The following is a 20,134-nucleotide window of genomic DNA, read 5'->3' on the forward strand; positions in this document are numbered from 1 at the left end:
AATGAGGAGTTTATGTGGTTTTTTATAATGGAGGAAGTAGAGATTTATCAACGTAAGTTAGGATTTTTGCAGCTCGATTTTCCCAAGAGAATTGTTTGACAAATTCGATGCTATCTGGATAACCTTCTATTTTTCGGGGATGAGTTTCTAAGACTCGCTGCAAACTTTCAGCAAATTTGCTGGGGTTATCTGGTTCACACCAAGCGGCTATGGCTTGGGTATTTTGAAATTCAATTAATGATGGAATTTCTGTAGCGACAATGGGGGTTCCAGAGGCGAAGTAGTCAAATAGTTTTAAGGGAGATGTAAAAGTTGCAGCTTTTCCCGAACAATGAGGATGAACTAAAACGTCGGCTGCTTGTAGCAGAGATGCTAATTCATGATGTAAGACATAGCCCAAAAATTTAATGTTGTGAACCTGTTTTTCTTTGATTAATTGCTGGTAGTATTCGACTTCTGTTGACTTTCCACCTGCACAAACAAATTGTACATTCGGCATTTGTTCAGCTACATAAATTAGTATATCAATACCTTTAAATTGCTGTATAGCTCCCGCATAAACTACTAATTTTTGACTTTCATTTGACAATAGTTTTTGACGCCATTCTGCTGCTTTTTCTGGTTGTCTTTCCATAAATAAGCGATTATAACCGTTGTGCAGCCTAATTACTTTTTCTGGTGGCATCCCATTTTCGATCATGCTTTTGCGGATAGTTTCTACAACAGTGACAGCAATTTGTAATAGGGGATGATTAACTATTTCTTCTTCAAATGGTTTGTCTTCGTGATGATGATGTTCGTAAATTGCCGGAACACCATTTTTAATCGCAGCTTTGACAAAATTCCAGTTACGACTGTGGACAAGTTTAGTAGTTGGAAGTATGTGAAAGGGAAAATAATATTTACAGGCAATGGTGTTAGAATCTGTGAATTTGCTGGAGAAATGGTCAATCGGCCAAGGCATTGGTAAGGGAGCAACTTTTAATTTGTTATGGAGGTTGTAATATTTAATAAGTTCTGTTGGTGTTTTTTTTGGTTGAAAAGGACGTGCTAGGTTAATTAGGTTAGTAGCTTTTGCTTTTTTATCAGGGTATACCAAAACTGTGGAGTAGCCCAGGTTAGCGACGGCGTTAGCAGCATTTGTAGATTGTACTAAATGAGCCTCAGGCTGGGGCAATTCTTCACCAATAAAATAAATATAGTGTTTTTGATCAGCAGGATTTTTCATATTGTTAGACTTTAATACTTTCCTCAAATTTTTCTAAATTATCGATTAAGTACATAGCATATTCATAACTTTCACTGATTAATTCATGTTGTTCTTGAGGAGTATCTATCAAAGAATCAGCTAAAGAGCGGAGAGAGCTAAGTATGAGGTTAAGAGAAGTCCGAAATTCAACAGAAATATGATTAAAGGTTTGATAATAGTCGCTGATAACATTCTGATTTTGGTCAGAAATGGAGATCAGTTGCCCCTGGGTTTGCAAGTTAATAACATCCTCAAAAATATCAATGGTGTTGAGAATTCTCCAGGCTGATTTGTAAGAGTTTTCAATTAATTCGTGCCGTTCTTGGGAATCATTTACCAGATCGTCAAGTAATAAGCGCAGGAACCCAATCATTGAGTTCAACTGTGTGCGAATTTCGTGAGAAATCCGGAGCAAGCTTTGATTGTGTTTGGTAATGACTTCAGGACGTTCAGCAAATTTCTTTGAGTTTTGGCGCATTGCCTTGAGGATTCTTGTTTGAATCAAGTTATTATTAGGTCCATGTCTGACGACAAGCTGCTCGGCATCTACGGTGAATTGCATTGAGTACAAGCGTGAGTAGTAACCACCCTTTTGTAAAAGTTCTTCATGGGTTCCCACTTCTACTACTCGTCCTTGATCTAATACGGCAATTTGATCGGCTTTTTGGACTGTGGAAAGGCGGTGAGCAATTACTAGGGTGGTACGATCGCGGCTGAGTTCATCGAGTGCAGCTTGGACTAAGCGTTCGGAAACGGTATCTAAAGCGCTGGTGGCTTCATCCAAAATCAGAATTTCCGGATTTTGCACTAATGCGCGGGCGATCGCCAGTCTTTGCCTTTGTCCACCAGATAACATGACGCCGCGATCGCCAATTAAGGTATCAAATCCGTGAGGTAATTTACTAATAAATTCATAAGCGTTTGCCCGTTTAGCTGCTGTAATAATTTCATCCTCAGTCGCCTCAGGACATCCATAGGCAATATTATTTTTTATCGAATCATTAAAAAGAAAGGTATCTTGACTGACAATTCCCATATGCTTACGCAGGGATACCATATCAAATTCCCGCAAATCAGTGTCGTCGATAGTAATTCCACCAGCCACCGGATCGTAAAATCTTGGCAAAAGGTCTGCTAAAGTCGATTTTCCCGCACCAGAACCGCCTACTAATGCTAAAGTCGTGCCACGCGGTAAATATAAATTTACATCTTTGAGAACTAACTTTTCATGATCGGGGTAAGCAAAGCAAAGAGAATTAAAAGATACTCCCTCTTGTAATTTTGTATAAGGAAGTTTACCGTTACCCATGAATGGTTTATTATCCAAGCTTAAAAACTCGTTCGCTACATCCACACTGGCGGCAGTACTAGCAAAGTTACTGCGAATAGTATTTAACTGAGAAATTAATGGCAACACTCGCAACAGTACTAATAAATATGTTAGAAGTACGGTAGAAAGTGAAGCAACTTCATTAGCAAAGAAAGTTTTACTCAAAAGTACAATCATCAGCAAAGCTGTAATACCCATTACCTCACCGATGGGTGTGATTGCTTCAGAATTAATTTGAGAGCGAAAATCTGCTAATTCGCGATCGCGGATTAAATTTTTAATTCGTTCGTATTCTTTTTCTTCATTTCCTGTCGCCTTAACTAAGCGAATCCCGTTTAAAGTTTCCAAGACAGAAATTGAATATGCTTTCGACATCTCGCTGAGCTGCTTCCCATAAATTTTAGAGCGAGAAATAGCATACTGATTGACTAACGTCACTAACGACAACAAAAGCGTAGCTGCAACGGTCAATTGCCAAGAAATTGACAGTAATAAACCAACAAAAACTAAAATTGTAATTCCTAAGATAACAATTTTGACTGTACTCCCGACAGCACTGGCAGCACGTCCAATTTCTCCACCCAGGCGGTTAATTAAATCACCAACCTTGGTTTTGGCATAATAATCTATATCAATTTCTAGTAATAGCTTTAATCCACTTTCTCGCATATCTGATGTCAGCTTGCGAGTTAGGGAACTCGATGCTAAGGCACTGGCATAAGTAGCTAAGTTTTTTAAAAAAATTGTAAATATAATTGCCCCAGCCATTACTCCTATTCGATAAGTTTCTGGAGTATTATCAAACGGAGATAGCATCTTTTTGAGGATGGGAGGCGCAGTAGTTAAATCTACTTCTTGCCCAACAATTTTTAAAACTATCGGCACAATTAAAGCTGTGCTAATCCCATTAAATAAAGCTCCAGAAAATCCTAACAATATTGTTAGCAAAATCAAACCAGGATAGGGTTTTGCAAATCTTAGTAGTAGTTTTCTGGTAGACATGGGGTATTTTTATTAATATGATTCACAACTGGGCAATTACTGACTTCAACGTAGAAGCCATAGCCTCTATGCTATAGTGTTCTACACATCTTTGTCTTGCCTTGATACCTTGCTGATTTGCTAATTCTAAATTATGAAAAATAAATTGAATTTGTTCAGCAAGTTGTTCGGGACAAGCAGGCTCAACTAAATAACCAGTATCATCTAAAATTTGGGGAATATCTCCAATGCGTGTTGATAATACAGGTTTAGCCATTGCCATGCCATCTGTCAACTTCAAAGGAAATTGTGCGCGAGTTTCTAGGGTATCTCGCTGGGGAACAACTACAATATGAGCGGCTGCTACTAAATCAGGCATAACATCAGCTGGATAATTTGGTAGTTTGATAATCCAGCGTCCCCATTGTTGTTGAAGTTGGCGATCGTAATCATCATAAGGACTACCACCCACAATCACCAATCTCAAGTCTGGCTGATTAATTTTATCCAGAGCAATTAGAACATCTTCTAATCCTTTATAAGGTCTTGGGGCGCCAGGAAACATTAAAATTCGATATTCAGATAAACCATAACGAGTTCTACTTTCTTCACAATTGTATCGAGCAGGGTCAAATAAGGAAGTATCCTTCCCATTGGGAACATACTGACCGCCAAAACGCTGCTGTAAAAAGTTAGTATGTACGGTTACTGCATTAGCTTGATTGACCAAACCTTCCATCCATTTCAAGTACAAAGGATGATYAGGTGTCCTCAAAACTCCATCTTTTTTTAGTAAATCTCTAGCTAGTTGTTTAAATGTAGGACGATAACGCCATTCATCACCACCATACCAACTAAGTTCCCAGTCATCTATATCTAAAATTACTGGTATTTTGCTGTAGAATTTATTTAAAAGTGCAATACCAAAACTTGCTGGCTGGGGTTTTATAGCATAAATAATATCTCCATCAATAATTTTCAAAATTTGACGAATGGACTTAAAAAAACTTGGATAATTTGAGCCAGTCACAGTATAAACTTCATCTTCACCAGAAATTGCTTTATATAATTCTTTCCCAAATAAAAATCCTAATATTTGTACTTTATAGCCCAAGGTAATCAGGGCTTTTTTTAATAAATATGCACGAATAAATCCATCATTTGTTGATAAATTCCATACCAGCAATGATACTTTTAAATTTTCTTTCATTATCAGCTATTTGCCTATTGATAAATTATTTCTTCCGCCAGGGATTTGTAACTTGATTCGGTAAAAATACTTTAGCCAATCTATCAAAAATTCTTGTGTACAAGGAGCGAGTAATATTTTTAGCATACTGAGGTCGATAAGGATAGGTACAATGAAGGACTTTTATTTCAGTTAATAGCAAATCATATTTATCTAAATACTCAAATACATCGTTGATATCAGAAAGCAAGCAAATATCTGAATCCAGATAAATAGTTTTATCAAACTCAGAGGTTCTATATAAAGCTAGTTTTGCTTCTCGTGATGCTAAAACAGTATTTTCATTCGGCGGAGCAGGTTTTAAAATTACATTTTTGAAAGCCTTTAAAAAAGGATAGAGAACTGGAGGAACTCCGTCTATTAAAATAATTATTGGTTCTTGATGAAATTTTCTAATGGCTGCTAAAAAATGAATACAATCTTGAAAAGAATAAAGTCCAGTTAAAATAGTAATAAATCCTCTAGTTTCTGGTTGCATATTTTTAAGTAATAGTTTTTAATTTCACTTGAACTAACAGATTAGACTTCAGAAAAATTACTTTAATTTTAGTTATTATTAAATATAATAGAATAAATCTAATCAAATATAATCCTGATAATTTATTGTTTGTAATAACAAAAAAATAATAAATTAACTTTAGCTTTATATTTGTAGCTTTTCCCAGAGAAAATTCACTGATAAATTCATCTGAAGTTGACTTTTTTTAAGTATAATTACCGCCAAAGCCAGGTTGTATATTATCATAGTTAATATTGCACTAGACTCAAAAACTTTAAGTATAAATACTCATTTTAGCTGGTGCAGATAGCACTATTACTTAGTTGCATGTAGGCTTGCTACTCAATACTAATCTATGTTGTAAGGGAGACAGAGGTAATGCAGGTAATCCGTCTAGAAGCGCTCTCAGACAACTACATATTTTTGTTACATGACTCCAAACAAAACATTGCCGCTGTTGTCGATCCAGCTGAGGCTCAACCAGTATTAAAGAAACTGGCACAACTAAAAGCTCAGTTGGTAGCGATTTTTAATACGCACCACCATAACGATCATGTGGGTGGTAACAAGCGGTTAATTGAACAATTCCCGCAATTGGTAGTTTATGGGGGAGCCGAGGATCGTGGTAGAATTCCTGGACAGCAGGTGTTTTTGCAAGAAGGCGATCGCGTGCAGTTTGCAGACCGCATAGCTGAAGTTATCTTCGTTCCCGGACATACCCGTGCTCACATCGTCTACTACTTTCCTCCCGAAAAAGCTGGTGAGACGGGCGAATTATTTTGTGGTGATACCTTATTTTCTGGAGGTTGCGGTCGCTTGTTTGAAGGAACGCCGACACAAATGGTAGACTCTTTAAGCAAAATTCGCTCCTTACCCGATGATACGCGCGTCTGGTGCGCCCACGAATATACTTTAAAAAATCTGAAATTTGCCTTAAGTTTAGATGGCGACAACACCGACTTACAAAAATACTTCGGTGAAGTCCAAGCTTATCGGCAGCGAGGAGAAGCCACCATACCCTCACTGCTAGGAGTTGAGAAGCGCACTAATCCCTTTTTACGTTGGGATCACCCATCATTACAATCAGCTGTAAAGAGGAGCGATCCTGTGCAAACCTTTGCGCGGATTCGGGAAATGAGAAATAACTTTTAATTATTGAGCATTGGGCATGGGAAGAGGCAGGGGAGCAGGGAGCAGAGGGGAAGATTTTCTCCTCTACACCCTGCCCCTATGCCCCATCTCCCAGTGCCCTATTCCCCATTCCCTTCAACTTTCTGGCGCGAACAGTTGCGATCGCCCCCTGCCTTTCGCTAGGATCTGTAAGCTTTAGGTATAGGCAAAGCCGCTGGGAATATAGCAGTGACGTTGTGAGCTATTCTGGCGAAACCCAAATTAATCAATATCTTACAGGAAAAGCGAAAAACGATGGCGAAACGCGTGCAGTTAGTTTTAAATCAGGATATCAGTAAGCTGGGAAAATCTGGCGACTTAGTGGAAGTAGCTCCTGGCTATGCTCGTAATTATCTGATTCCCCAGAAATTGGCAATCCATGCCACTCCTGGTATTCTCAAGCAAGTAGAACGCCGTCGCGAGCAAGAACGTCAACGGCAATTAGAGCTTAAGCAACAAGCTGTTGAGCAAAAAGCAACTTTAGAAAAAGTTGTCAGCTTGACAATTCCCAAGCAAGTTGGTGAAAACGAAGCTATTTTCGGTACAGTTACGACTCAAGATGTTGCAGATGCAATTAAGGCAGCCACCGGTCAAGAAGTAGACCGCCGTGGCATTACCATTCCTGATATTAACCATCTTGGTACTTATCAAGCCGAAATCAAGTTATTTACGGAAGTAACAGCGCAAATTGATATTCAAGTTGTGGCTAGTTAAGTTACGGGAGGATAAGGGAGATGGAGAGAATTACAGACAAGAATTAATCGCGTCTCTACTCCTAACTTTTGTACAGACGCGATTAATCGCGTCTGTACTAGCAAAATCTCAAAACTTAAAATCGTTTTATGGCTGAAGAACTGAGTTTTCACTCGTCTGGTAGCGATCGCTTACCACCCCAAAATATCGAGGCAGAAGAAGCGATTTTGGGGGGTATTTTGCTAGATCCAGAAGCGATTAGTCGAGTTAGCGATCGCCTTGTTCCTGAAGCCTTTTATATCAGCGCTCACAAAGATATTTATCAAGCAGCAGTTAGACTCCACGCACAAGGCAAACCCACAGACTTACTCTCGGTTACAAGTTGGCTGACTGACCATGAAATACTTGCTCGCATTGGTGGCAGAAATAAACTAGCAACTTTGGTAGACCGCACAGTGTCAGCTGTGAACATTGACGCCTTAGCAGGCTTAGTAATGGAAAAATACCTGCGGCGACAATTAATTAAAGCTGGCAATGAAATTGTGCATCTCGGTTACGAAACAGAAACCGAATTACCAATTGTTTTAGACCAAGCAGAACAGAAAGTTTTCGGCGTTACTCAAGAGCGTCCGCAATCAGGTTTAGTTCATATCTCTGATACACTAATTAATAATTTCCAGGATATTGAAGATAGAAATCAAGGCATTGCTTTACCTGGAATTCCCTGCGGATTTTACGATTTAGATGCCATGACCAGCGGCTTTCAACGTTCGGATTTAATTATTGTCGCTGGCAGGCCGTCAATGGGGAAAACAGCTTTTTGCTTGAACCTTGCTCATAATATCGCTGCTGCTTATAAATTACCAGTTGCTGTTTTTAGTTTGGAAATGTCTAAAGAACAGCTGACACAACGTTTATTAGCTAGCGAGGCACAAATTGAAAGTGGTTATCTGCGGAGTGGTCGCCTTAGCCAAACACAATGGGAACCTTTAAGCCGTGCTATTGGTATCCTTTCAGAAATGCCAATTTTTATTGACGATACGCCGAATATTACTGTTACACAAATGCGTAGTCAAGCAAGGCGACTGCAAGCAGAACAAGGAACAGAATTAGGATTAGTTGTAATAGATTACTTGCAATTAATGGAAGGAGCAGGTGATAATCGTGTCCAAGAATTGTCAAAAATTACGCGTCAACTTAAAGGTTTAGCACGGGAATTATCTGTACCAGTTATTGCTTTATCTCAGTTGAGTCGAGGAGTGGAAGCACGTACTAATAAACGCCCAATGTTATCAGATTTACGCGAAAGTGGAAGTATCGAACAGGACGCGGATTTAGTAATAATGTTGTATCGGGATGACTATTATAATTCTGATAGTCCTGATCGGGGAATTGCAGAAGCAATTGTAGCTAAACACCGTAATGGCCCAACAGGTACGGTTAAGCTTTTATTTGATCCACAGTTTACAAAGTTTAAGAATCTAGCTCGACAAAATAACTATTCATCTGGTTCTAGTAATAATTATTTGCCTGGTTCAAATAACAATTATTTACCTGGTTCAAAAACTTAGTTTGACCAAGTAGTTATTAATAAAATAGTTTAAATAAAGCATGGAGTATGGAGTATTACTAATTATCTCCATTCCCCATGTCTAATTCCTACTTAACTCCTAGCAATTCCACATCAAAAAGCAGGGTAGCGTTGGGTGGAATTACGCCACCAGCGCCACGAGAACCATAACCTAACTCTGACGGGATGATTAACTTACGACGACCGCCTACTTTCATCGTGCTTAGTCCTTCGTCCCAACCTTTGATTACTTGTCCGACACCGATTTTAAATTTGAAAGGTTGACCGCGATCGCGTGAGCTATCAAACTTAGTACCATCTTCTAAAGTGCCGATATAGTGAACCTCTACCGTTTGTCCACGTTCAGGAGTCGCTCCGGTGCCCTCTTTTAACTCCACGTACTTCAATCCAGAGGGGGTGGTTACGGCATTGGCATCAGACATAGTATTACTCGCAATTAAGATATTGTTTTCAGTTAGAATTGTGGGCGCTGGGGGTGTTGAGGTTAACTGGTCAGCAATGGCAGTATTCTGTTTACTGCCTACTTGCCCCACAACCAAAAGCACAACACACATGAGTATGAACGCCACACTCAGGAAAATTGCTTTCAAAATCAGTTCTCCCTACTTAGGTAGCCTGGTCAAAACATTACCAACAAGACACATTTAGTTTAAATCAGAAAGGACAACTTAACGCCAAAGCTTATTTTCTAAATCGCGTACTTGACGTTCTAAACGGTCAATTCTCCCCCGAAGTTCGTCCACTTCCGACTGACGAGCCACCCCGAAATCCTGCATCATATTTCGCATTTGCCGTTGCATCTGCACGTCCCAATTTCCTTGCTCTGACTTTAACTGCTGGGCAATATCATCTATAACCGCCTTGGCTTGTTCGGGATTGAGCTTACCGTCTTTAACTAAATCATCGCTGACTTGCCGCAGTTTTTCTGCTACTAAAGACGTTGTACCAAGACCCACCATCATTAGTTGTTGCAACCAATTGTTGCTGTCCATACTCCCTTCCTCTTAACTTATTTCAAACCAGCCGACCTTTGCTCCTAAGTTAGGCGATCGAGCTATGCTGAGAGCGTAGTTATTCTAGCCTACAGCTCTATTTTGGCAAATTCGCGAACCAGGCATCGAAGGACGTGTTTATAAAACTCCTCAAGTTTAAAGTTGCCTCTGATCTACAGCAAAATTTTATCCACAAAGATGCAGAAATTTGGACAACAGCAATGGATAAGTATCGTGGATTTCTTGATAAAGAGGTTTGGCTCAACCCCAACGACCCTTGAGAAGTTATCTTTATCATTCGTCGAAAAACTTCTGAACACTTGGATGCTATACCCCAACAAAAGTTGGAAGCTATTGAAGCAAAGTTTATCCAAGCATTGGGAAAATTCTATCCAATCGTAAAGTCTGCAAAGTATCAAGTTTTAAAAGTATTGGGCGACTTCTAATCGATACTGTTCAGCTAGATGCTGGTTGTAATACGTTGTTTAACAACTTGTAGCCATTCGCACTAAATTATAGCTAGGATAAAAAACGTGTAAATTTTTTATCTTCTAGCTACAGTATTGCTGATTATACAGGTAAAACTACTGGCATGGATAATCAAGAGTTAAAGTTTCTCTTAAAGTTATTGGGATTTACCGATTATCGAGCAGGGCTTAATGCCTTTGATAGTTTTAAAACTAAGAAAAATAAAATTTGTAAAGCATTGGGCGATCGCGAACTGGTAGACTATACCCGCGAGATTACCGCAGTTAAAATTTTACCGCCTAGTCAAGCCGTACTCAAAAATCCAGGCGAAGTGCCCATCGCAGATAAAGAACTCAAGGTATTAGAGAAAATCGCTAAAGCTTCGGGTAAAATCGCTCCTAGTCAAATCACTTCACTAAAAGCTGCACAAAGAAATGAGATATTGGAAGTGTTGAGCGATCGGGGTTTGATTGAAGCTGAAAGAGGCATTAAAAAAACTAAAGCTGAAGTTTGGCTAACTCAACGAGGAATCGAGTATTTACGGGATGATTACAGCCCCAACAAAGGTGTTCAACCAGCCATCAGCCTAGAATTGCTGGGTAATTACCTACGCTTTTTACGAAAAACTTTGCAGACCAAGCCTGAGCAAGTTTCTAGTTCACTACCTACCGTCAATACCGCCGATGAAAAAATCAGTGATCAAGAAATTTTAGAAATTATTAAGAAATTAGACCGAGAATTGGGTACTGACAATTATTTACCAATTTTTCATCTGCGAGAAAAATTACAACCGCCATTTTCACGAGATGAATTAGATAAAGCTTTATATCGTTTGCAAGCGAGCGATCAAATTGATTTAAGTTCTTTATTAGACCCGACACCCTACACTCCAGAACAAATTGATGCTGGAATTTTACAAAAGGTGGGTGGTTCGCTGTTCTTTATCACTGTGAACTAACAATACATACACTTTTTTCGTCAAAAGTTAAGTTTGCTCAATTATTTTAATTAATTATGGCATCTATCGACGATATTATTAAACGCGAGGTTAACCCGTTTGACCTAGTAAATTTGAGGACGGGTAATTTTTGGGGTCAAAATTATGAATTAGAGTCTATAGTTGAGTCAATTCATCAAGAAGCAATAACAGAAATTGAAGGATTTCTCAATTTAGTAACTACAGATAATGGTAGTCGTACTGTTTTACTTGTAGGTGATTCTGGTTCTGGCAAAAGCTATCTTTTAGGTAGGTTAAAACGCACCTTTAACTCAAAAGCTTTCTTTGCTTATATCGGGCCTTGGGTCGATAACGATTATATGTGGCGTCATGTGCTAAGGAATACAGTTGATAGTTTAATTCAAGTACCAGAAGGACAGGAGGACTCTCAGTTAATACTGTGGCTGAAAAATTTATCTGTTTTCACAAAAACCAATCTGAAAAAGCAGCTTTTTAATGATAGCTTTTGGCAATTATTATTAGGCGATCGCCAAAAGTTTATTAACCATCTTAAAAAGACTTATTTAAAAGCAGGTATCTACAATCCTGATATTTTTTTTGGAGTGTTACACGATCTCACAGATCCAGAACTGTATCTTTTAGCCTGTGAATGGTTAAGAGGAGATAATTTAAGCGAAGAATCAATGCAAGCTTTGAGGCTTAAACACTGCATTGATGCAGAAGACGCAGCAAAGAATATTTTGGCTAATTTTGGCAAAATTTCTACTGCGACTCAACCGATTGTTTTATGCTTTGACCAAGTTGAAACCTTGCCTAGTTGGCCTTCTAATCCTCAAGCTTTATTTAATATCAATACTACTATTCACAGTGAAAATCTGAAAAATTTTCTCATTATCATCAGTATAGTTACCAACGGCTGGAAGCAAAGTTATCGTTACATTCAACAGTCAGACAAAGCCAGAATAGAGCGATTGATATCGCTAAAATCCATTGATTTCACTCAAGTAGAAGCACTTTGGGCTTACAGATTACAACCTTTACATCAAGAAGCTAATCCTAAACCTGATTCACCTATTTTTCCTTTAAAAAGACAATTGTTAGAGGAAAATTTTCCTGGCGGTAAAACTATGCCAAGGAATGCGTTTGTTCTCGGCAGATTAGAGTATCAAGAATATAAACTTTCATTGATTAATGGCGGTAAGACACCTGATTCAAAGCCTCCAATAACTCCAGAAGAAAGAGAACAAGCTGAATTTCAATTGCTATGGCAGCAAGAATATAAAAAAGTTCAAGCGAAGATAGATAAAATATCTCTGTTAGCAGCACCCGATCTCATCAGGATGGTGCAAGAAGCTTTAGAAGTATTACAAGTACAAGCAATCAAACATAGACTCATCACTGGAGCTTATGCAGGCTATTCACTAAGTTATCAACTGCCATCTAAACGAGAAAATGTAGGAATAGTCTGGACAGAAGATGGTAATATGAGAAGTTTTTTTAGTGTGATGAATGCTTGTCAAAAAGCGATTCAGCAAAATCTTTGTCAAAGTCTATATTTAATTAGAATTGGAAGTGTAGGAAATGCAAAGCTGGCTGGATATAAAATTTATAGTCAGATTTTCACTGGCACTAAGCATATTCATATTAAACCAAATCTCACTTCAGTTCACTACTTAGCAACATACCATAGCTTAGTTCATTCTGCACAGGCTCAGGAATTATTTGTTGCTGGTAAAGTAATAGCTTTACCAGTATTACAATCTTTAATTCGTGACTCTAAAGTTTTAGAACAATGTACTTTATTGCAAGATTTAGGAATTGTTACTAAACAAAAACCCGATCCAGGTAAGACAATTAAAGATTTGCGACAAGTTAAAGATTTCTTATTGAATTTAGTAAAAACCCAAGGATATATGGGAGTACCTACCTTAATTTCACAAGGAGTTAATCAATTCTCTAATGTAGAAAAAACTGAAACTCAACATCTAATTGACTTATTATGCCAGGAAAAGAAAGTAAAAATTATTAACCCTAAATCTAAGTTAGAAGACCAGTTAATATGTTTAGTCACTAGATAGATAAACCTTGATAACATTTTAGCCAATGCACTATCTAACAAAAGCTTCTGAAATCCAGACACAAATTGCAGAATTCGCCTTGGCTAAAGTGCTATGGCTAGATACAGAAGTAGCTAATTGGAATACTTCATATCCCAAATTATCATTAATTCAGATATTAGCAGAATCCACAGACTCTACAGGAAAGTTTGCTTATATTCTTGATGTGCTGGATAAACCTGATTTAATTGCACTCTTTATTCGCCAAATCATGGTTAATTCTCAAATTGAGAAAGTATTTCACAATGCAAGTTTTGATTTGAAGTACTTGGGTGAAAAATCTGCACAAAATATTACCTGTACTCTTAAGTTAGCAAGAAAGATTAGCCTTAAAACATTACAAACATCTAATTTAAAACTAAAAACTTTAGCAACAGAACTTTGCAAATTTTCTGATGTAGATATAGAAGAAGGTAGAAGTGACTGGGGAAAGCGTCCTCTGAGTGACAAGCAACTACACTATGCAGCAATGGATACAGTATATTTGGCTGCTGTTCATCAACATTTGTTAAAAATTTATCATCCTGATTTTGTCAGTAATATTTTTAATAAGATACCTGATGATTCCAAAAATATATCCTTAACAGCTACTAAAGTCAGAGTCGCTTTTGAGTGTCCTCGGTTATTTTATCTCCATCAAAAATTTGGTGGTAATACTTTATTCATACCACCAGATAATCAAGTTGATATTGGGAATAGCTTTCATCAGTTAGCTGATATTTTTATCAAATTAGCTGTTAGTGAGTCAAGATTTACAGAAATATTCAAAACTAGTATATCTCAATTAAATATTGACGAAATTGCCTCTCGTTTACAACAGCTTTTTTATGAAATTAAATTTTCTACTTATCTAGAAAAAGCTGTTGAACAAGATGCAAGTACAGCGCAACCACTGTACAAAGTTTGGCAAGGATTACAAGGATTAATCCGACGCTTTGCAGAACTACTGATTGTCAATCGACGTTATTGTAGTGCAGAAGCAGTTATTCATAACACTTTTGTTTCTCAAGAACGTAAGCTTGAGCATTATTTTCAGCTACCTGATGGCACACAACAAAGGGTAAAAGGAGAATTTGATTGTTTGGTCTATAATTTTGAAGTTAAGCGATTATGTGTACTTGAATATAAAACTTATCAGCCAGTAGATCCATCAGCACAATTGGCTCAAGTTGCTCTTTATAGTTATATGCTTTGGTATCAGAAAAAGGTAGCAGTTGACTCGGCGGTTTATTGTGTTTTACCAGAGTTTAAAGAGTATCAATATTCCTGGGAACAGCTAGAAAATACTGTGCATCAGTTAATTCACTATAAATTACACCAGATGCAACAATGGCTGAGTTGGGAATCACCTTATCCCAATTCACCACCGCCAACAACTCAGCCTTATCTGTGTGAAATTTGTCCGCAACAGCAAAAATGTCAGACTTTTTTTCCTTCGACTGTTGTGATTACAGCGTCTAATTTACCATCATAGAATTTGACAAGATGTGGAAAGTCAGGTAACCTTGACATACCATAATTCCCTGAGAAAATACTGAGAATAAACTAAATTTTCTCAAGTGAAAAATTCATGAAAATCATGCCTTAGTTTCAGATGATCTTCAGACCAAAGTGAGATACTTTGGATGTTGTCGGCTGCAAAGAGATTCCAAGGGAGTGACAATCTTGATTGCTGTTATTCCAAGTTGTGTTAAAACCGATGGTGTTATTTGACCACAATGCAGATGTAAGGGCGATCGCAGTTGCACCCAGTCTGATTGAGTCCAAAATCCTTGCTCAATCTGCCTATAACTAATTTCCTCTTAATCAATACAAATATCCAAAGGACGAAAGAAGACTATGAACTGGAAAGTACTTTGTCTAATTGCTAGTTTGGGCTTAACTATTAGCCTCACCGCCTGCTCTAGCAGTCCTGCAAGCAACAATCAGATTTCTCCCGATGCCTCTCCTGCAATGAGCAAAGATAAAGCAGGCGGTGCTATGAGCCATGACAACATGGGCAAAGATAAAGCAGGCGGTGCCATGAGCCATGACAACATGAGCAAAGATAAAGCAGGCGGTGCCATGAGCCATGACAACATGAGCAAAGATAAAGCAGGCGGTGCCATGAGCCATGACAACATGAGCAAAGATAAAGCAGGCGATGCCATGAAGCAATCGCCCGCTCCCAGCAATCCCTAGCCGCTACTTGCTTGGCACATTTCCTTTCTTTAACTAAATACTAGGGATTGGGTACTAGGAAAATCCTCATTCCTAGTTCTTAGGCTTTGGCGCTTTGACTTCAACAGGAAAAATTCTTATGAATCACAGCCATCTCCGACGGCGTCAGTTACTTTACTTTGGGTTAGGGATTGTCGGAATTGGTGCAGCCACAACAGCTTTTTCCAACTTAAGAAAAGTGAATCCCCCTTCTCCCTTTGCTGCAAATCGCAGTAAGACGCAAGCCTCTGACGCGGTAGTAGTGCTATCCCCACCGGGCAAGAATCTGCCAGAGTTTCAGGGTATCAGTCAGTGGTTTAATTCTACTCCTTTATCAATTGCTGACCTCAAAGGCAGCGTTGTCCTGATACAGTTTTGGACTTTTGCTTGTATCAACTGCCAGCGCACCTTACCCTACATCACTAAATGGCATCGGCAGTATGAGGCGCACGGGCTAAAGGTGATTGGCATCCACACGCCGGAATTTGCCTTTGAGCGAGATGCAAACAATATAAAAAAGGCTTTAGGGCAACATCAAATTACTTATCCAGTTCCGGTTGATAATGAGTACAAAACCTGGAACGCTTACGAAAATGGGTACTGGCCTCATCTATTTCTAGCCGATTCTCAGGGATCGCTACGGTATGACCATGTTGGCGAAGGGGCATACGAAAAAACAGAGCAGACTATCCGCCAGCTATTAGGGTAGAGGAAATTTATGGCAACTTCTACTCTATCAATCGGTCTTGCTTTCTTGGGTGGAGTTTTGAATGTGCTTTCCCCTTGTGTGTTACCGATTCTGCCAGTACTGTTGGGCAGATCGCTCCAATCTCATACTTACGGTGCAGTAGCACTGGTGGGGGGATTAGTCGCTGGGTTTGCACTGGCAGGTAGTTTATTAGGGATTACAGCAGCCTGGTTTACTGGCTTGGCTATTTTTTTGCGTAATTTAGCGATCGCACTCCTTTTATTCTTAGGAACGTTAGCAATTTTCCCTAATTGGAGTTACCGACTGTTTAGCTACATTCCCTTTGGCAAGTGGACAAAAAAACCTGTGCGAGTAGGACTTCTAGGAGAGTTCTGGCTAGGAACTCAGTTGGGGCTATTGTGGACTCCTTGTGCTGGGCCTGTTTTAGGGGGAATTCTGGTATTAGCAGCAGTTAACCATCAAGTCGCAGGTGCATTTGGGCTACTAGTTGCTTATGGAGTCGGAGCAGGGATACCACTGCTGGCGATCGCCTATGGTGGGCGAGTCATCAGCCAAAGATTACTCAACCTCCAAAGCCATAGTGCAGTATTGCAACGGCTGGGCGGTGTGGCGATCGTGGTGACAGCAATTGCCATTGTGCTGGGTTGGGATGTCCAAGTGCAACTTTGGCTGGCTCCATTCTTTCCAACTTTACCAATGTGAAATAGCCATGACTTCATCTAAACGCAAAGTCCGCTCAGTACCACATCAGACTTTCCTTTCAAAAACTTTTCACTGTGTCAATATCATCAGCCTCATTCTGATGATTTCTAGCGGCTTGCAAATCTACAACGCCAATCCGGTGTTTGGTGGGCGTGGCGGTTGGTCTTTTCCCGACTTTCTGTTATTGGGAGGTTGGCTAGCCGGTGGTAGAAAGTGGCATTTTGCTGCTATGTGGTTCTTTTCACTGAACTTGCTCTGGTATGGACTCTATATTTTAGTCACTCGTCGTTGGCAGCGTCGGTTTGCTGATAGTGGTGACCTCAAAGCATTGCGAGTCAGCCAGAATCCAAAGCGCAAAAACTACGCATGGCATCGGCTAGTTTACACTAGTATCATTCCAGTTCTGTTATTGGCAATCTTAAGTGGACTTGCCATGTACAAGCCTGTCCAACTTCATTGGCTTTCCTCTCTGTTTGGTAGTTGGCAGACTCTACGTACTGTTCACTTTATTACTGTTCCCACAGTCATATTGTTTACAATTGCTCATTCCTTACTCGCCCTCAAGGTGGGAAGTTTCCGTCTAATTAAGTCTATGTTTGTGTAGAGGTCTTATGAGTCTGATTCTTCCCAAACGCACCATATCCCGTCGCCAGTTACTTCAATTATCTGGAATTTCGGGGTTAGGCTTCCTGCTTGGAGGCTGTGGATCGAATTTATTCTCAGATAATGTGGGGCAAATATTTGAGCCACTGAATCAAAGTTTTGAAACACTCTTACTAACTCAAAAGCCTGTACCTGAATTTCCTGTAAGTGCCATTGAGCCGGATAAGTTGTTGATTAACTCGTTCGACTCCACGCCGCAAATTGATCCAACACAGTTTCGCCTGACGATAGATGGTGAGGTTAGTAACCAGATGCAATTGAGCATGGCGGATATTCAAAAACTTCCCTTGACTTCAATGGTGATTCGTCATGTGTGTGTTGAAGGCTGGGCTGCGATTGTCCAATGGGGAGGTGTGCGATTACGAGACTTAGTTGCGCTGGTACAGCCTAAGTCAAGCGTTCGTTACGTCTACTTCAAATCTGCGGATGGCTACTATGAAAGCTGGGACATAGCCTCTGCTATACATCCCCAAACCCTTATGGCCTATCAAAAGAATAGACAACCATTATCAATTGAAAATGGTGCGCCTATCCGTCTAGCATCACCAATTAAACTAGGCTACAAGCAAAGTAAGTGGGTAACTCAGATTACATTCCTCAGCAATTTGTTGCCTACTAAGGGTTATTGGGAAGATCAAGGCTACGAGTGGTTTGCTGGGCTGTAATACATTCCTATTTAAATAATAAAATAGAAATAAACATGTTTTTTAGAAGCTCAAACTCAAATAGTGAATCAAACCAAAAAAACTTGGATATATCTTGACCCATTCTCATTGCAATTACGGATAACAGTTGGTATTGCTACGTTTTCAGCTTTAATATTAGGTAGTCTTGCTGCATGGACTCGTTGGAACATGCAGCAATTTTTAATTGATAGTCATAAACAGAATATAGAACAAATCGCTCAACGCTTGCCACATGATGTACAAATTTATAGTGAAATGATGCAACCGGAAACCGGTTTGCAAAAGGCTATTAATAACTTAGGAAATACCAAAATATTATTATGGGTAAAAAGTGATGATAATAAAACATTGGTAAAATCTATAAGTTTGAATTTGTTATCTGATTTTACAGTGACTCAGTTGATGTCTTTGAGTAATATGCAGATTAAAGGACAAATTTACAAAGTTAATCAAAGCTACTTTGTTTTAAGTAGTAGTTCTTTGCAAGTGCAGGGTAAGTTACTGGGTAAGCTTTTTGTAGCGCAGGATATTACTCGTGAACAAACGATGTTTGTGGCAATGGTGCAGAGTTTGAATATTGCTAGTATTTCGGCAATTATTGTGATGATAGCTATGATAACATTTTATATTAGACGTTCTTTGCAACCACTGCGTCAGCTAAATCAAATGACTTCTGTTATTTCTGTAAAAGATTTAGGACAAGCACAATTATATGTTGATAATGCACCCAGTGAAGTCAAAGAATTAGCTCAAACTTTAACCATGTTACTATCTCGCCTCTGGCAATCTTGGGAGCAAGAGCGAGAATTTGTGAGTAACGTTTCTCATGAATTACGAACACCTTTGACAATTGTACATGGTTATTTGCAAAGTGTTTTGCGACGGCAAAATAACTTAACAGAAACTCAACAAGAAGCTCTAGAAACTGCTGCATCGGAAACTGAACGTACTATTCGCCTGCTACAAGATTTACTTGATTTAGCACGAGCAGATAGTGGTTATTTGCATTTTCAGATGAAATCTTATGTACTGAATGATTTAGTTGAAGAAGTCGTTATGATGGCACAAAAATATAGCGATCGCTTAATTACAATTGAGTCAACAATTTACCCCATTGAAGTGAAAGCAGACTACAGTCGTCTTAAACAAGTATTGCTGAATTTAATTGATAATGCTATTAAGTATTCTGAAGCTGGTATGCCCGTGAATATAAAGCTAAATCAAGCTCATGACAAAGCGATTATTCAAGTTTTTGATCAAGGGTATGGCATTCCTTTACAACATCAAACACGGATTTTTGAGCGATTTTACCGCGTAGATGAATCGCGGTCTCAAGCCACTGGAGGTTCTGGTTTGGGTTTATCAATTGTTAAAACACTTGTAGAAGGTATGGGGGGTAATGTATCTGTGCAATCCAAGTTAGGAGAAGGAAGTATTTTTACAATAACTTTACTTGTATAGGACTCATATTTGATTTGTGAAAAAACTCAGTACACGTTTTCTTAACGGAACTTAAACAAAACAGAAAAGGAAAAAAGAGTATAATACTATCTCAGCATAGCTTTAACGCATAGGTGGGCAAGCAAACCTTTCAACACCTTTACTGAAGCTGATAAAGCCTTGAGAATAGCTATGTCTGATCGATTTTTCGATTGGTTGACCCTCAACCGTGACGTATTTACTGCTTACAAAGCCAGTTTGGGCTTTATTTGAGCTTAATTTTTCTTTAAGTCCCGTTAATACATCTGGGTTTCAAGCATTTTTGATCCTTTTGTGTATTTTCCTTGCCCTGTATCGGTTTGAAGCTTATTTGTGCCTCAAAAATGTCTAAGTTCCGATAGTTAGTAAAAGATAGCTGAAAATAGCAATTCTATTCTG

18 protein-coding genes and 2 pseudogenes are annotated in these 20,134 nt (G+C 38.9%); 14 read left to right on the forward strand and 6 right to left on the reverse strand.

All coding sequences use genetic code 11. The features are described from left to right. Window positions 1–22 precede the first annotated feature (22 nt). From FCR06_RS17490 to FCR06_RS17505, 4 genes are read right to left on the reverse strand one after another with little or no spacing between them, the layout of a single operon-like run. Window positions 23–1,228, reverse strand: a complete 1,206-nt coding sequence (locus tag FCR06_RS17490; protein ID WP_138501914.1) for a glycosyltransferase family 4 protein — start codon at window positions 1,226–1,228, stop codon at window positions 23–25. A gap of 4 nt (window positions 1,229–1,232) precedes the next feature. Next, entirely contained in the window at window positions 1,233–3,581 is a 2,349-nt protein-coding gene (locus tag FCR06_RS17495) for an ATP-binding cassette domain-containing protein (protein WP_138501916.1), read from the reverse strand. A gap of 22 nt (window positions 3,582–3,603) precedes the next feature. Next, a complete protein-coding gene (locus FCR06_RS17500) occupies window positions 3,604–4,770 on the reverse strand; it encodes a glycosyltransferase family 4 protein (RefSeq protein WP_189523467.1) in 1,167 nt (388 codons plus the stop codon). Between the two features lie 25 nt (window positions 4,771–4,795). After that, window positions 4,796–5,287, reverse strand: a complete 492-nt coding sequence (locus FCR06_RS17505; protein ID WP_138501920.1) for a hypothetical protein — start codon at window positions 5,285–5,287, stop codon at window positions 4,796–4,798. A 399-nt stretch (window positions 5,288–5,686) separates the two neighbouring features. Here FCR06_RS17505 and gloB point away from each other — a divergent pair, with 399 nt between their 5' ends. The 3 genes from gloB (at window position 5,687) to dnaB (ending at window position 8,742) form a co-directional block, all read left to right on the forward strand. Further along, a complete protein-coding gene (gene gloB / locus FCR06_RS17510) occupies window positions 5,687–6,460 on the forward strand; it encodes a hydroxyacylglutathione hydrolase (RefSeq protein WP_138501921.1) in 774 nt (257 codons plus the stop codon). 273 nt (window positions 6,461–6,733) lie between these two features. Then, window positions 6,734–7,192, forward strand: a complete 459-nt coding sequence (gene rplI, locus FCR06_RS17515) for a 50S ribosomal protein L9 (protein WP_138501923.1) — start codon at window positions 6,734–6,736, stop codon at window positions 7,190–7,192. A 128-nt stretch (window positions 7,193–7,320) separates the two neighbouring features. Then, window positions 7,321–8,742 carry a replicative DNA helicase gene (gene dnaB, locus FCR06_RS17520; RefSeq protein WP_223280176.1) on the forward strand — a complete coding sequence of 474 codons (1,422 nt, stop codon included), beginning with the start codon at window positions 7,321–7,323 and terminating at the stop codon, window positions 8,740–8,742. 88 nt (window positions 8,743–8,830) lie between these two features. Here dnaB and FCR06_RS17525 read toward each other — a convergent pair whose 3' ends face one another. Both FCR06_RS17525 and FCR06_RS17530 read right to left on the reverse strand, forming a co-directional pair. Further along, a complete protein-coding gene (locus FCR06_RS17525; RefSeq protein WP_138501925.1) occupies window positions 8,831–9,352 on the reverse strand; it encodes an FKBP-type peptidyl-prolyl cis-trans isomerase in 522 nt (173 codons plus the stop codon). A gap of 78 nt (window positions 9,353–9,430) precedes the next feature. Further along, window positions 9,431–9,754 carry a phasin family protein gene (locus FCR06_RS17530; RefSeq protein WP_138501927.1) on the reverse strand — a complete coding sequence of 108 codons (324 nt, stop codon included), beginning with the start codon at window positions 9,752–9,754 and terminating at the stop codon, window positions 9,431–9,433. Between the two features lie 134 nt (window positions 9,755–9,888). Here FCR06_RS17530 and FCR06_RS34615 point away from each other — a divergent pair, with 134 nt between their 5' ends. The 11 genes and pseudogenes from FCR06_RS34615 to FCR06_RS17585 form a co-directional block, all read left to right on the forward strand. Beyond that, window positions 9,889–10,035 (forward strand): TIGR03792 family protein, encoded by a 147-nt coding sequence (locus tag FCR06_RS34615; protein WP_317616828.1) that lies wholly within the window; start codon window positions 9,889–9,891, stop codon window positions 10,033–10,035. 311 nt (window positions 10,036–10,346) lie between these two features. Next, on the forward strand, window positions 10,347–11,180 hold the full coding sequence (locus FCR06_RS17540; protein ID WP_138501929.1) for a transcription factor RcaD: 834 nt from the start codon (window positions 10,347–10,349) through the stop codon (window positions 11,178–11,180). Between the two features lie 56 nt (window positions 11,181–11,236). Next, window positions 11,237–13,258, forward strand: coding sequence for an ATP-binding protein (locus tag FCR06_RS17545; RefSeq protein WP_138501931.1), 2,022 nt, complete (start codon window positions 11,237–11,239; stop codon window positions 13,256–13,258). 25 nt (window positions 13,259–13,283) lie between these two features. After that, window positions 13,284–14,738, forward strand: a pseudogene (locus FCR06_RS17550) (PD-(D/E)XK nuclease family protein); the annotation flags it as partial. 398 nt (window positions 14,739–15,136) lie between these two features. Continuing rightward, window positions 15,137–15,478, forward strand: a complete 342-nt coding sequence (locus FCR06_RS17555) for a hypothetical protein (protein WP_138501935.1) — start codon at window positions 15,137–15,139, stop codon at window positions 15,476–15,478. A gap of 118 nt (window positions 15,479–15,596) precedes the next feature. After that, window positions 15,597–16,205: a thioredoxin family protein gene (locus tag FCR06_RS17560; protein WP_138501937.1), complete on the forward strand. Its 609-nt coding sequence runs from the start codon at window positions 15,597–15,599 to the stop codon at window positions 16,203–16,205. 9 nt (window positions 16,206–16,214) lie between these two features. Beyond that, window positions 16,215–16,907: a cytochrome c biogenesis CcdA family protein gene (locus tag FCR06_RS17565; protein WP_138501939.1), complete on the forward strand. Its 693-nt coding sequence runs from the start codon at window positions 16,215–16,217 to the stop codon at window positions 16,905–16,907. A gap of 7 nt (window positions 16,908–16,914) precedes the next feature. After that, window positions 16,915–17,511 (forward strand): cytochrome b/b6 domain-containing protein, encoded by a 597-nt coding sequence (locus tag FCR06_RS17570; RefSeq protein WP_138501940.1) that lies wholly within the window; start codon window positions 16,915–16,917, stop codon window positions 17,509–17,511. A 7-nt stretch (window positions 17,512–17,518) separates the two neighbouring features. After that, on the forward strand, window positions 17,519–18,235 hold the full coding sequence (locus FCR06_RS17575; protein WP_138501942.1) for a molybdopterin-dependent oxidoreductase: 717 nt from the start codon (window positions 17,519–17,521) through the stop codon (window positions 18,233–18,235). Between the two features lie 63 nt (window positions 18,236–18,298). Next, entirely contained in the window at window positions 18,299–19,717 is a 1,419-nt protein-coding gene (locus tag FCR06_RS17580) for a sensor histidine kinase (RefSeq protein ID WP_138501944.1), read from the forward strand. A gap of 102 nt (window positions 19,718–19,819) precedes the next feature. After that, window positions 19,820–19,969, forward strand: a pseudogene (locus tag FCR06_RS17585) (IS701 family transposase); the annotation flags it as partial. Window positions 19,970–20,134: the final 165 nt, after the last annotated feature.

Source organism: Nostoc sp. PA-18-2419, from assembly GCF_005869855.1.
Taxonomy (GTDB): Bacteria; Cyanobacteriota; Cyanobacteriia; order Cyanobacteriales; family Nostocaceae; genus Nostoc.